At 41.3% G+C, this 14185-nt stretch carries 9 protein-coding genes; 8 read left to right on the top strand and 1 reads right to left on the bottom strand.

Features of this window, described 5'->3' with window-relative positions; all coding sequences use genetic code 11:
* The first annotated feature begins 80 nt into the window (after positions 1-80).
* Both ACFIMC_RS06780 and tolB read left to right on the top strand, forming a co-directional pair.
* A complete protein-coding gene (locus tag ACFIMC_RS06780) occupies positions 81-1364 on the top strand; it encodes a cell envelope integrity protein TolA (RefSeq protein WP_375671772.1) in 1284 nt (427 codons plus the stop codon).
* Between the two features lie 38 nt (positions 1365-1402).
* Positions 1403-2728, top strand: coding sequence for a Tol-Pal system beta propeller repeat protein TolB (gene tolB, locus ACFIMC_RS06775; RefSeq protein WP_375680752.1), 1326 nt, complete (start codon positions 1403-1405; stop codon positions 2726-2728).
* Positions 2729-3817: 1089 nt separating this feature from the next.
* On the opposite strand, the gene ACFIMC_RS06770 is transcribed toward tolB, so the two are convergent.
* Positions 3818-4564, bottom strand: coding sequence for a YebC/PmpR family DNA-binding transcriptional regulator (locus tag ACFIMC_RS06770; protein ID WP_254492472.1), 747 nt, complete (start codon positions 4562-4564; stop codon positions 3818-3820).
* Between the two features lie 368 nt (positions 4565-4932).
* Here ACFIMC_RS06770 and ACFIMC_RS06765 point away from each other — a divergent pair, with 368 nt between their 5' ends.
* The 6 genes from ACFIMC_RS06765 to glmM all read left to right on the top strand — a co-directional run bounded on the left by ACFIMC_RS06765 (position 4933) and on the right by glmM (position 13844).
* Entirely contained in the window at positions 4933-5628 is a 696-nt protein-coding gene (locus ACFIMC_RS06765; RefSeq protein WP_375611764.1) for a DUF1013 domain-containing protein, read from the top strand.
* A gap of 202 nt (positions 5629-5830) precedes the next feature.
* Positions 5831-6352, top strand: coding sequence for a peptidoglycan-associated lipoprotein Pal (pal, locus tag ACFIMC_RS06760; RefSeq protein WP_375611765.1), 522 nt, complete (start codon positions 5831-5833; stop codon positions 6350-6352).
* Positions 6353-6404: 52 nt separating this feature from the next.
* A complete protein-coding gene (locus ACFIMC_RS06755) occupies positions 6405-8135 on the top strand; it encodes a tol-pal system protein (protein WP_375685718.1) in 1731 nt (576 codons plus the stop codon).
* 18 nt (positions 8136-8153) lie between these two features.
* Positions 8154-9641, top strand: coding sequence for a tRNA lysidine(34) synthetase TilS (tilS, locus tag ACFIMC_RS06750; RefSeq protein WP_375637005.1), 1488 nt, complete (start codon positions 8154-8156; stop codon positions 9639-9641).
* Positions 9642-9755: 114 nt separating this feature from the next.
* Entirely contained in the window at positions 9756-11918 is a 2163-nt protein-coding gene (gene ftsH, locus ACFIMC_RS06745; protein ID WP_375637006.1) for an ATP-dependent zinc metalloprotease FtsH, read from the top strand.
* A gap of 552 nt (positions 11919-12470) precedes the next feature.
* The gene (gene glmM / locus ACFIMC_RS06740) at positions 12471-13844 is read left to right on the top strand and encodes a phosphoglucosamine mutase (RefSeq protein ID WP_375633414.1); all 1374 of its coding nucleotides are present in this window, start codon (positions 12471-12473) and stop codon (positions 13842-13844) included.
* The last annotated feature ends 341 nt before the right edge of the window (positions 13845-14185 follow it).

Genomic DNA, 14185 nt, shown 5'->3' with positions numbered 1-14185 from the left:
CGGTTGTTTTTAAGATGTTTTTAAAAGAGCATAGAGTGATTAAAAATGAAAAAATGTAAGGCATAAGTAAGGCATAAAGAATGAACAAAGACTCTTATCATAGTATGAAACGAGGCTTGGCTTTATCCCTTGTGGTCCATGTCATTTTTCTCAGTTGGGGAGCCGTTCAGTTTACAAACTCTGTCTCTTTACCACAACCGTTGGAAGCAATTCCCATCACTCTTGCTCCTTTGGTGGACGAGTTTTCCTCTCAACAAGGAGCCGTGAAGGCTCCTATCCGTGCAATCCCTGCCGTCAAACCAACTATGCAGCCACAAGAGAAAGAAGATGCACGCCATATTGGAGAGGGACAAATAGATAGTCTTGCACCATTTCAACCAAAGGAAAAGCCGCGTCCCGTTGAAACAGCATCGCCACCATCAAGCGAGAACACATCAGAAACATCTGCACCAGAACTTACAAAACCAGAATTATTAGAAGCAAAAACAGAGGATGCACCCAAGGTTGCGCCTGAGATGCCTTTGGAGGCACTGGAGGATGCACCTAAGGTTGCACCTGAGATGCCTTTGGAGGCACCAGAGGATGCGCCCAAGGTTGCACCTGAGATGCCTTTGGAGGCACCGGAGGATGCGCCCAAGGCTGCACCTGAGACGCCTTTGGAGGCACCGGAGGATGCCTCTAAGGTTGCGCTCAAGCCTGCGCACAAAAATGAAGAAATGATATCGCCAAAAGAATTGGCTCCAACGGTCCCAAAAGTATCAGCAGAGCAGATTGTTCATCAAGCGCCCAAAATTGTACTTCCAGAAAAATCTCTTCTTCCACAGTTTAAACCAAAGTTTGACGGAGAATTTCCAAAGAAGAATGAGGCTGCATTGAATCAAAAGACGCCAAAGCTTAACAAGAAAAACCAAGAGAAACAGACCATTGAAGATATTTTAGCTCTGGAGGAAAATAATTTGCTCAATCGTGCGCGGTCACAAGGAGGGGGAGCAAAACGTTCTCATACACCAGAAGCTTTGGGTGCAAGAAAAAATATTAATGATACCACAAAAATGGCACAAACATTGGTCAATATTGCGGGGGGATGTATTCAACAGAAGCTTAAACTTGTGGCGCTTGGCGGCGATTTAAAAAATCGTCCGGTCGTGCGGTTGCGATTTTATTTAGACCGTGAAGGGATGGTTGTGGGCGATCCTATCATTGATCCCATAAGCGGCCTTGAGAGTCAACAAGCTATTATGATAAGGCAGGTGTATGCTGCTGTCTTTTCATGCCAACCTTATGCAGATCTCCCACGTGATCAATATGATCTATGGGGGCAAGGTTTTGACTTTAATGTTGATCCCCTCCAAGAAATAAGATGATAAACGAGAAAAAAGCGCTTAACGAAAGGACACATTCCATGATGACTATAACGAGACATAAAGTTTTTGCTTGGTTTATTGTCACTTGTGGGGTGTGGCTTTCAAGTATTTCATCGGGTTATGCGCAATTGAAAGGAACTATTTCGAGCGCTGATTTTAATCCCATTCCCATTGCAATTACAGACTTTATTTCCAATGATTCGATTGGGTTGAAAATATCTGCTGTGGTGACAGCTGACCTTGAACGGTCGGGGCTTTTTTTACCGCTTGATAAAGCAAATTTTTTGGAAAACATTTCTAATCCTAATAAACAACCACATTTTGCTTCTTGGCAGAAAATAAAAGCGCAAGGTTTAGTTACTGGGCAAGTCATGAGAGAAATCGATGGACGTTTGAGGGTCGATTTTCGTTTATGGGATGTGTTTGGACAAAGACAATTGAAAGGACGGCGTTTTTATACCGCGACAGAACGTTGGCGGCGTGTGGCACATATGATCGCAGATGAGATCTATAGTGAGATGACAGGAGAAAGTGGTTATTTTGATACACGAATTGTTTTTATCGATGAAACAGGGCCTCAAAATGCACGCATTAAACGTTTAGCAATGATGGATCAAGATGGAGCAAATTTGATTTATATGTCTGATGGAAGTGAATTGGTGCTTACACCGCGGTTTTCCCCAAAAAGACAAGAATTGACCTATATGGCTTACGAGGACAATCAAGTACCTCATGTTTATCTCCAACAAATTGAAATGGGGCAAAGAGAGTTGATCGGAACGTTTAATAACATGACAATTGCTCCGCGTTTTTCTTCTGATGGACAAAAAGTTATTATGAGTTTGTTACAAAATGATGGGAGTGCCAATCTTTACACTATGGATTTACGAACCCGTACGATGACGCGACTTACAACAACTTCTGCTATTGATACTTCTGCTTCTTATTCACCGGATGGAAAACAAATTGTCTTTTCTTCAGATCGTAGTGGAAAGCCGCAAATCTATAAAATGAATGCGGATGGGAGTGATATTCAGCGTATTTCTTCAAACGATGGGAGTTATTTAACACCTATTTGGTCTCCACGGGGTGACTATATCGCCTTTACAAAACAATTAAGCGGACAATTTTCTATCGGTGTTATGCGCCCTGATGGACAAGGAGAACGAATTTTAACCACGGGGTTTCACAATGAAGGACCAACGTGGGCCCCCAATGGTCGTGTACTGATGTTCTTTCGCAAAAATCCCGGTATGGGACCAAAAATTTATACGATTGATATTACGGGTCGCAATGAACGACAACTCCCTACCCCCAATGATGCTTCAGATCCAGCATGGTCGCCTTTGCTCAATGTACAGTAAAACAAAATGCTTAAAAACAGAATATAGAAGGAATATAGTCTACACAGTCTCAAGTTTAAACAATCTCAATTGTCTTTAATTATTTAAAAGAAGGAATTGATTATAGTGGGTATGGGGAGTTATGTAGATTTCATCTATCATCTACGGTTGTTGATCGATAATGGAATTTCCTTGGGGGAAAATGCTTAAAAAAATTCAAAACAAGACCTTGAAAAAATAGAGTCGAAAATTCTGAGGTCTTTAGATTTCAACTTTTTATTCAAAGTGTCGCTATATATATTTTTTTAAACTTCTTCTTCAATTTTGTTTGTGAAGAGTTTGGTCTTGTCAGGGGGGGCTGTTGCTCTTTGATGTGTTTTATTCAAGTACGCGGTTGTTTTAGATCTGAATCTTGATTGATTGGTAAGAGCAAAAGGACAGATTTTTAAGATAAATGACGTTATTTTAGAAATATACGATGCCATAAAGTTAATGCCATAAAGTCAAAAATTTATCCGCAACGGATTAGAGAGATGTACCGGCTTTTTGTACAATACTTTGCTAAACAATCAGCTCTGGCTTTCCATTTGCTTATTTTTATTCTGTGATGTTGTAAAAACACTGTCCTTTGAAGTGTGGTGATATAGGGCGTATAAATAGGACAAACCTCTTGCTATATTTAAGTGTTTTTTAAGTGCATGGCGAATATTTAGGGGAGTGCATGTGTGTTGAGCCTTAAGTTTCAAGCGAATTCCATGGGTGATTCGTCATAGGAATACGTTAGGAAACCCCTAATTGTTTAGAGGCTAGATCATTTTCATCACTTGAGAGCGGAGAGAGGAGGTTCATCTTAAAGAACAAAAAGATCAAATGAGAGAGGGGATATAGGGATAATCTTTGGGGCATGTAAGAAAGGCGTGAGGCTACAGAGTTTTGTATGCTTTCTTTTTGGGATTATGTTTTCTGAAATTAATTGCGGTTTTCTTGTTGCACTGACAGCTTTTCCCCGCTATTGACGCGGGGCTTTTATATATGCGGATAAAGAGGAGAGGTGACAGATGCTTTTGAAGCCCTCATGCATGAAGAGAAGGCTTATGCAAATGATGGGAATTATACAGACAATTTTGCCAAAATCTCATCACTGACATCAAAATTTGCATAAACATTTTGCACATCATCATCTTCTTCTAATGTTGAAATTAGTCGTAAAACGGACAAAGCTTTTTCTTCATCTATTGGTGCAAGGGTGGTGGCTTTCCAAATCGTTTTAATCGATTCTGCTTCACCAAGTTTTGCTTCAAGTGTTTTGGAAACTTCACCAATATCTTCAAATGCGCAGGTAATATGATGTCCGGTTTCTTCTGATTGCACATCTTCGGCACCGGCTTCAATTGCTGCATCCATGATGTTATCGGCTGTTCCTGCTTCTGGCTTATAGATTATTTCACCAATCCGATTAAACATGAAACTGACCGATCCTGTTTCCCCTAAGGCTCCTCCTGATTTTGTGAAGGCGGCGCGCACATTTGAAGCGGTGCGGTTGCGGTTATCAGTTAAAGCTTCAACAATGACGGCAACGCCACCTGGTCCATAGCCCTCATAGCGTACTTCATCATAATTTTCGACATCGGCGCCTGACGCTTTTTTAATCGCGCGTTCAATATTATCTTTCGGCATCGATTGTGCTTTGGCATTTTGAACAGCCAGCCTTAAACGTGGATTCATGGCTGGATCAGGAGCACCTTGTTTTGCTGCTACGGTAATTTCGCGCGCAAGCTTAGAAAATATTTTCGAGCGCATTGCATCTTGACGCCCTTTACGGTGCATAATATTTTTAAATTGTGAATGGCCTGCCATAGTTTTCCTTCCTATTTGAGGGCTTTTTTGCCAGTTGGATACTCCTTAGAATTTAAGGCGATAAAGCATGCATCCCACCAGAATAAATGTGCCACAGCATGAGGTGAAATAATCGAATAAACCCTTTATAAGAAAATTCATCTTAAAGGTAAAGACACCTTAGTTGAGGATCATTACAAGAGAGATCTCTTGTCGTTGAGCAAAAATAACGCTATAACAGAATGTAATCTCATAGCAAAATGGTTTATTCCATGCCGCGCTTTGTTTTAGGAGTGGTTGGAGAGACCTAAACATATAAAAAAGTTCCAGTGCTCTTGAGTGGGCGGTAACCTGCCTCATAGAAGAGGCGCAGAAGAGGATTTATAAAAATGGCAACGCAACTTTTGATGCCCAAAGCAACAGCTGTTTGGTTGGTTGATAATACAGCTCTTTCTTTTGATCAGATTGCAGAATTTTGTAAATTGCATGTCTTGGAAGTAAAAGCTATTGCCGATGGTGATGCGGCTTATGGTATTAAAGGTTTAGATCCGATTAGTTCTGGGCAATTGACGCGCAGTGAAATTGCACGGGTGGAGGCTGATCAAAACGCACGATTGAAAATTTCTCAATCTAGGGTGCATATTCCTGAAAAAAAACGTAAAGGGGCACGCTATATCCCTCTTTCTCGACGCCAAGATCGTCCCAATGGTATCCTATGGTTGGTTACGAACCATCCCGAGTTGAAAGATGCGCAAATTGCACGGTTGATTGGGACAACAAAAGCGACAATTGAACAAATCCGCCTTAGAACCCATTGGAATAGTGCAAATTTGGTTCCTCTTGATCCTGTAGGACTTGGTTTGTGTTCGCAAATCGATTTAGATTTTGAGCTCCAGCGTGCGGCGAAAAATCGTCCTGTTGCAGCAGAAGAAGATAGGTCGTTGCTTCCCGCTTCTGTGACGGAAAACGCTGCTCTAGAGGAAAATGAGAGTGAAGAAAATCTGCATAAGACTTTTGACGCTGATAAAGTTTTTGCAAAGCTGAACGCGCTGCAAAAAAATCGTCAAGATCAAGATGATGCATAAAAAGCCATGACGCATAAGGGAAACATTTCTTATGGAAATGTTAGAGGAATGGCTGAAGAGAAGAAAAATTGGCAGAGACTTAAAAGTAAAAATGAGGACGAAAAAACAGAAAAAATTTCTTCTTCATTAGGAATTAACGGTTATTCTTAAAAATATTTTTAAGAATTGACCCTTCTTTACGAAATTCAAGGAGAAACGGACTATGCGCTCTACCAAAAAAACCATCTCTCATTCCTTAGCTATCCTCTTTCTTTTCTCACTATGCCTGGGTGGGTGTGGCAAAAAAAATGTTGGTGCACTTAACGGTATGAATGGCGCTTATATGAATGATGCTGGTTTGAATCAGGTGTCACCAGGCTCAGGACAAGAATTTACGGTTAATGTGGGTGATCGCGTGTTTTTTGGTCTCGATTCTTCTTCACTTGATGCTGATGCTGAACGTATTTTAACGCGCCAAGCAGAATGGTTGCTTCATTATCCTTATTATTCTATTATGATCGAAGGTCATGCTGATGAGAGGGGAACACGTGAATATAACTTGGCACTTGGACAGCGCCGTGCTGTTGCTGTGCGAAACTATTTGGTGTCTCTTGGTGTGTCCGCACAACGGATTCAAACAATTTCTTACGGAAAAGAAAGACCTGTAGCAGTATGTGATGATATTTCCTGTTGGAATCAAAATCGACGTGCTGTGACAACGTTGAGTGACATGAATAATCATTAAAAAGAAGATTGTTTGTTTCAACTATTCAATAAGCTCTTAAGGGGAAAAAAGAATGTATCGTAAAATCAATTGGAAAACACTCTTTTATATGGGGGTTTTCATAGCTTGTTCTACTTCACTTGTTCAAAGTGCGGCACGAAAGGCTTCCGAATATCCTGCACATGATACGGATAAAGTTGATGCAGTTGATAAGGCAACTGATGACGTGAAGAAAGCACCTGAAGCAGCCGATAAAGCAGCATCTAGCGCGGTGGAAAAAGCCACTGACGCTGTTAATAAGGCTGTCGATGCTGTGAAGAAAGCACCTGAAGCAGCCGATAAAGCAGCATCTGATGCAGCGGAAAAAGCCACTGACGCGGTTAATAAGGCTGTCGATGCTGTGAAGAAAGCACCTGAAGCAGCCGATAAAGCAGCATCTGATGCAGCGGAAAAAGCCACTGACGCTGTTAATAAGGCAACTGATGACGTGAAGAAAGTACCTGATGCAGCCGATAAAGCAGCATCTGATGCAGCGGAAAAAGCCACTGACGCTGTTAATAAGGCTGTCGATGCTGTGAAGAAAGCACCTGAAGCAGCCGATAAAGCAGCATCTGATGTAGCGGAAAAAGCCACTGACGCTGTTAATAAGGCAGCTGATGACGTGAAGAAAGCACCTGAAGCAGCCGATAAAGCAGCATCTAGCGCGGTGGAAAAAGCCACAGACGCTGTTAATAAGGCTGTCGATGCTGTGAAGAAAGCACCTGAAGCAGCTGATAAAGCAGCATCTAGCGCGGTGGAAAAAGCCACTGACGCTGTTAATAAGGCTGTTGATGCTGTGAAAGAAGCACCTGAAGCAGCTGATAAAGCAGCATCTGATGCAGCGGAAAAAGCCACTGACGCTGTTAATAAGGCTGTCGATGCTGTGAAGGAAGCACCTGAAGCAGCCGATAAAGCAGCATCTGATGCAGCGGAAAAAGCCACTGACGCTGTTAATAAGGCTGTCGATGCTGTGAAGAAAGCACCTGAAGCAGCTGATAAAGCAGCATCTAGCGCGGTGGAAAAAGCTACTAGTGTTGCGGAGCACCAAGGGATTATTTTAGAGAATCAACAGGCTTTATTTAAAGATTATGATTTAGATAAGCTTTTGCATAAGATACGAATGGTGCTTGAGCATAACAGTCTAAAAAATGTTAACAAGCAGTTTCACGAGCTTTTTGATACAGAAGCCTCTTCTGTTTATTCTTGTTCTTTTGAAAAGTCTGCTGTAGATGAAAAATCTCAGACTGTAAAAGAAGAGATGGAGCAGGACCATAGTACAGGTGATCAGACAAAGGTTGCTGCTGTGGAAGCTAAGGTGGAGAGCCATGACCATGAAAACAGTCAACCTTTTAACAAAGCGTATGAAGTAGGTGCTCCAATTGAAGCACATCAGAGTGACAATCTTTCTTCTTCTAAAGCTTTGTATAAGGAAGGGTATGATTTTATTCGTTCTGCCAACTATGTTGATGCTGAAAAAAGCTTTTGCGCTTTTCAAAATCGTTACAAAAAAGATTCTTTGAGTGATGATGCTTTATTTTGGTTGGCCGAATCTTTGTTGGGGCAAAAACGCTATCATGAAGCAGCACAAGTTTATCTTACCGCATGGTATGCAGATAAAAAGAAGCTCTATACCTCCGAGATTTTGCTGAAATTAGCAAGAAGTATGATCGCTCTTGAGCCAAATAAAGACGATTGTGCTCATTTTGTGAAAAAATCAAAACGTCAACAAACATTAGCATCTGTTTTTTGTAAACCTGCAAAATAAACAGCGAGGTCGTTTTTGGTGTGCGTTAGACTGGCAAGAAATCTCTTTAAAACATCGGATTTTATTCAATGTCAGAAGTTGATTCTTGCCGTCTCAGGGGGAAGTGATTCTTTGGCTTTGATGTTTTTGGTCAAAGAGCATTTGGAAACTCTCGCATTTCCTCCAGAAATGATTGTTGTCACGGTTGATCATCAATTGCGTAAAGAATCGATGCGTGAGGCAGAAACTGTTGCGAAAATTTGTCGTGTCCATGATATTCAACATATCACTGTGCGATGGGAAGGCGAAAAGCCAAAGACGCATATTGCTTCCAGCGCGCGTGTTGCACGCTATGATCTCTTGGTTAAAGAAGCACAAAAACAAGGCGCATCACTTATTATGACGGGGCATACACTCAATGATCAGGTTGAAACTTATCAAATGCGGTATCAACGTCTCCAAAAGAATAGAGGTGCTTTATATAGTGAAGCTGTTGCCATGCGTGATGGAGTTTCTGCGGGCGGTTTTGCTGGTATTTTGCGCGGTGAAGCTGTTGCTATGCGTGATGAGGATCATACCAGAAAAACAAGAAAAAATATTTCCGAAAAAAACTATGGTCCCCTCTATGAACGTGGTTTATCTTGTATTCCGCGTGAGGCGTTGTTGCATAGAAAAGTGCGTTTGATTCGGCCACTCCTTGGTGTAAAACGCCAAACATTACGGAATTATTTACGCTTACAAGGACAAACATGGATTGATGATCCAACCAATGAAGATCGCAATTTTGAACGTGTGCGCGTGCGTCAATCTCTTTCTCCACAAAAATTGGCTTATATTGCTCAAAAAATAAATGAAGCCGCATTGCAGCGTCGTCAACAAGCAAAAAATATTGCTGATTTGATCTTAGCGCTGGATATTACTGTCCAACATGGGCGTTGTTTCATAGCAAAGCCTGCGCTATTTTTACAGAAACATTCCAGTTTTCCTTTCGTGGTGGGGCTCTTTGCTGTGCTGATGGGAGGGGGATTTTATTTACTCCCCAATCAGAAATTAAGCATGCTTGTTCAAAAACTCTGTCTCGATTCTCCAGAAAAGAAGCGTTTTACTTATGCGGGCTCTGTTATTGAATATAACAAGCAGGGAATTTCTTTGTGGCGTGAAGGGCGAAATATGAAAGAGGCTATCGTTGAGCCAGATAAAACTTTTATATGGGATAGGCGCTATCATATCACAAATCATGGATATGAGGCTATAAAGGTTGGAGCCGCAAATTTAGAACAGCTGAAATTTTTATTAAAAAATAGCGATTTTGAGCTTGAAAAGCCTCATTTTCCCTCTTTACAATCGCTGCTGATGATTTCAAATCATAAAGGGTATGATATTCCAGAGTTGATTTCTCAAGCAGTTGTTCATAAACATGTTATCGTCAAGCGGATTATGGCACCTTTCGATTGGCTTTCCTCACGAGAAGATGCTGCCTTGGTGAATGTTGTGGAACCTTTTTTTAATATTGAGGTGAAAAGATAAAGGAAAATTACTTTAAAAGAAAATAAACAGCTTCTCATCCCTTGGCAAGGGGCTGACAAGGTTATATGTTAAGGGGAACTGTTTGAAATCTATATTTGATTAAGTGGGCTGAATATGAATTCCAATTACCGCTCTCTCCTTATTTGGGGAGTTATTGCCTTGATTTTGATTGTGTCGTTTTCTCTCTTTAATGGAGATAGCCAACGTTCTGGTGGTGGAGAAGTCTCCTATTCTGAATTTTTGCAAAAAGTTGAGAATAATGAGTTGAAATCTGTGACCATTCAAGGTCAAAAATTAACAGGAAAAACCATTGAACATAGAGCTATTTCAACCTATGCTCCTCGCGATCCAGGTTTGATACAAAAATTGGAAAGCAAAAACGTTAATGTTAAAGCTATTCCTGAAAGCTCTGGAAATAGCATTTTCCTCAATCTCCTCTTTTCCTTATTGCCTGTTATTATTATCGTGGGGGCGTGGGTCTTTTTTATGCGGCAAATGCAAAATGGGTCACGTGGTGCAATGGGATTTGGGAAATCGAAAGCAAGATTGCTTAATGAAGCGCAAGGGCGTATTACCTTTAAAGATGTTGCTGGCGTTGAAGAAGCAAAGCAAGATCTTCAAGAAATTGTTGAATTTTTACGCGAACCACAAAAATTTCAACGCTTAGGGGGGCGTATCCCACGCGGTGTTTTGCTTGTTGGTCCTCCAGGAACCGGTAAAACTTTGCTAGCACGCTCTGTGGCCGGTGAAGCCAATGTGCCATTCTTTACCATTTCAGGGTCTGATTTTGTTGAAATGTTTGTTGGTGTTGGGGCAAGCCGTGTGCGCGATATGTTCGAACAGGCTAAAAAAAATGCACCTTGTATTATCTTTATTGATGAAATCGATGCTGTTGGGCGCCATCGGGGGGCTGGTCTTGGCGGTGGAAACGATGAACGTGAACAGACCTTAAACCAGTTGCTTGTCGAAATGGATGGGTTTGAGCCCAATGAAAGTATTATTCTTATTGCCGCAACAAACCGTCCCGATGTGCTTGATCCCGCTTTGTTAAGACCAGGGCGTTTTGACCGACAAGTTGTTGTGCCAAATCCTGATGTTTCTGGGCGTGAACAAATCTTGAAAGTGCATGTGCGCAATGTGCCTTTAGCCCCCAACGTTGATTTGAAAATTTTGGCAAGGGGAACACCAGGATTTTCTGGTGCGGACCTGATGAATCTGGTCAATGAAGCTGCTCTTATGGCTGCAAGCCGTAATAAAAGAGTTGTCACGATGCAAGAATTCGAAGATGCCAAAGATAAGGTGATGATGGGGGCTGAACGTCGTTCAACCGCTATGACACAAGAGGAAAAAGAACTTACTGCTTATCATGAAGCAGGACATGCTATTGTGGCTCTTAATGTGCCGGTTGCTGATCCTGTCCACAAAGCAACAATCGTTCCAAGGGGAAGAGCATTGGGAATGGTGATGCAATTGCCTGAAGGCGATCGCTATTCTATGAGTTATCGCTGGATGATTTCTCGTCTGGCCATTATGATGGGTGGACGTGTGGCTGAAGAATTAAAGTTTGGAAAGGAAAATATCACCTCCGGTGCTTCTTCTGATATTGAGCAAGCGACGAAATTAGCACGCGCGATGATCACACGGTGGGGATTTTCTGATCTGCTTGGAAATGTAGCTTATGGCGATAACCAAGATGAAGTCTTTTTGGGTCATTCTGTTGCGCGAACACAAAATGTTTCTGAAGAAACAGCGCGCATGATTGATATGGAAGTGCGTAAGCTTATTGATGATGCCTATAAAAATGCGACAAACATTTTGAAAACAAAAAGAAAAGAATGGTTTGCTTTGGCACAAGGTTTGTTGGAATATGAGACTTTAACGGGAGCTGAAATTAACGAAGTTATTGCAGGAAAGCTTCCTTCACGCACACAGAAAGATGAGGGTGCTGCGCCACGGGGGTCTTCTGTTCCAAAAACTGGAACGGTCAGAGCAGAGATAACAGTGGTAGATGAAAAAGATGCTGAAGCAGCCCCTAAAACAGTGCCTCATAAAGAAGAGACCGATAAAGGCAAGGCAGGTAAAGCAGAGGTAGCTGTTGGGAAAAAAACAGCAAAATCCGGTAATGTTGAGCCTAAGGAGGCTCAGTCTAAAGAAGTGCAATCGGATGAGACTGAGAAAAAAGCGCAAAGCACAAAAGGTACCACAAAATCAGTCAACCGCTCTAAAAGTAATGCTGAAAAGAAGTCCAATACTGCGGGACATGATAAAGAAAAATAAGAACTGTTTAATATCGCTTGAGTGACGATGTTTTAGGAAAACTTCTAAATTCTTTGAGAAAGGCGCAAGTTTTGTTTGCGCCTTTCTTGTAATATTTGCAAAATATGGAAGCAAAAAATTAAGCAAAGCTGTTGTATGATAACAGTTTTAGCAGGCTACAAGGCGAGGTGGACTGTTGCTTTTCTAATGTGGTAGGGGTTGTAAGGTTAGGCGATAGATTTCCTTGCTGATTTGGTAGGGTATGAGGTTTGGTGCTGGGTTTCTTTACGGATTTAGCAAGTGTGTGAGATTATCCGTTGGTTGTGTTAAAGGGATGTATAGAGCATTTTGAGGAGATAATATTGCTTTTATGTGTAAGGGTGTAAACATAATTGCTTGAGAGTGGTTTAGATGTGTAGATGGTGAATAGGGGGCTTGATTGTTCTAAATGCATGAAGGTTTAAGATCAATGATCTGATTTTATACGGGGAGAGGAGGACTATTGTACCAAGGGGGCTTGTTAGGGTTTTAAGGAAAAGCCAAGGGAAGAATTATATATTAAAGGAAAGAGGCATGGTGCAAAAATATTTTGGTACAGATGGAATTCGGGGGAAAGCCAATTCATTTCCTATGACACCCGATTTTGCCATGAAGGTGGGGATGGCGGTAGGGGTTTTATTTCGCTCACAACATCAATCTCATCGTGTGGTGATTGGCAAGGATACACGATTATCTGGCTATATGTTGGAAAATGCTTTGGTTTCAGGGTTGACTGCTGCGGGGATGGAAGCTTTTTTATTGGGTCCAGTGCCAACACCTGCTGTTGCAATGCTTTGCCGCTCTTTGCGCGCAGATCTTGGGGTGATGATTTCTGCTTCTCATAATCCGTTCTATGATAATGGAATTAAACTTTTTGGTCCTGATGGTTTTAAACTTTCAGATGATATGGAAGCGAAAATTGAACAATTGATCGATACAGATCTTTCAAAGTCTTTAGCAAGTTCTGCCGAAATTGGTTATGCAAAACGGGTTGAGGGAGATATTTATCGTTATATTGAATATGCCAAACGAACTTTGCCGCGTGATGTTCGCTTAGATACTGTGCGTATTGTTGTGGATTGTGCCAATGGGGCTGCTTATAAAGCGGCTCCCCGTGCTTTATGGGAATTGGGGGCTGAGGTTTTTGCTATTCATGATGAGCCCAATGGGACCAATATTAATCAAAAATGTGGATCAACCGATTTAAGCTCTTTAAAACGAAAAGTGCATGAAGTGCGTGCTGATGTGGGGATTGCTCTTGATGGAGATGGAGATCGTGTTCTCATTGTTGATGAAAAAGCACAAACGGTTGATGGAGATCAGTTGATTGCTGTAATTGCTGAAAATTGGCATAAAATGGGACGATTACGGTGCAATGGTGTTGTCACAACGATTATGTCAAATCTTGGACTAGAGCGTTTCTTGAATAGCAAAGGATTGCACCTTGTAAGGACAAAAGTTGGAGATCGTTATGTTGTCGATGCCATGCGCCAAAAGGGATATAATGTTGGTGGTGAGTCTTCTGGGCATATTGTGCTTAGTGATTTTGGTACAACGGGTGATGGCTTGGTGGCTGCATTGCAGGTTTTAGCCTGTATGAAGGAAAGCCAAAGTCCTATGAGCCAATTGTGTAAACGGTTTGAACCTGTACCGCAAATTTTAAAAAATGTAACGATTAAAAATAAAAATGTCCTGAAAAAAAATCCCGTCAAAACGGCTATTAATCAAGCAGAGAAGCGGTTGGGAAAAGAGGCACGGCTGGTGATCCGCGCTTCTGGAACGGAACCGGTTATCCGCCTTATGGCTGAAGGCGATGCACGAGAAGTATTGGACACTGTTGTGACAGAGTTGATGGATGTTATTATTCATCATGATGTACGCATGGGTACTGCACTTGAGGAATCTTGAATTTTTTGAGAAAATTATCAGATCATCTTTTGATAAAGATATTATTATAATGTGGGATTTTGGCAATTACAAAAGGTATGATTATTAACTCAGTGATGTAATAACGGTAATGGATACTCTATCTACGAACAAATTAAATAAAAAAGGGAAAAGTCCAATTCTAATAAATACAATGCGTATAGATTTCTCTATATTTCGTAAGATATGAAAAATATGCCTTTTTTTGATTTTCCTTTTTCTTTTACTTATTCGTAAACCGGTTATTAGTTTAACAGAGTTTGTAGGGGGGAGAGTTTATTAGTATTATTCATTCTTTTTACTGGATATCCAGCGGGTGCAGC

The sequence above is a fragment of the Bartonella sp. AP21QHHD genome (assembly GCF_042196205.1).
Taxonomy (GTDB): domain Bacteria; phylum Pseudomonadota; class Alphaproteobacteria; order Rhizobiales; family Rhizobiaceae; genus Bartonella.
This window is presented reverse-complemented; position numbering and strand designations above follow the sequence as displayed.

Excerpts from the sequence above, each read along its gene's own strand:
- ACFIMC_RS06780 (WP_375671772.1), top strand. The coding sequence starts at position 81 with ATGAACAAAGACTCTTATCATAGTATGAAACGAGGCTTGGCTTTATCC.
- tolB (WP_375680752.1), top strand. The coding sequence starts at position 1,403 with ATGATGACTATAACGAGACATAAAGTTTTTGCTTGGTTTATTGTCACT.
- ACFIMC_RS06770 (WP_254492472.1), bottom strand. The coding sequence starts at position 4,564 with ATGGCAGGCCATTCACAATTTAAAAATATTATGCACCGTAAAGGGCGT.
- ACFIMC_RS06765 (WP_375611764.1), top strand. The coding sequence starts at position 4,933 with ATGGCAACGCAACTTTTGATGCCCAAAGCAACAGCTGTTTGGTTGGTT.
- pal (WP_375611765.1), top strand. The coding sequence starts at position 5,831 with ATGCGCTCTACCAAAAAAACCATCTCTCATTCCTTAGCTATCCTCTTT.
- ACFIMC_RS06755 (WP_375685718.1), top strand. The coding sequence starts at position 6,405 with ATGTATCGTAAAATCAATTGGAAAACACTCTTTTATATGGGGGTTTTC.
- ftsH (WP_375637006.1), top strand. The coding sequence starts at position 9,756 with ATGAATTCCAATTACCGCTCTCTCCTTATTTGGGGAGTTATTGCCTTG.
- glmM (WP_375633414.1), top strand. The coding sequence starts at position 12,471 with ATGGTGCAAAAATATTTTGGTACAGATGGAATTCGGGGGAAAGCCAAT.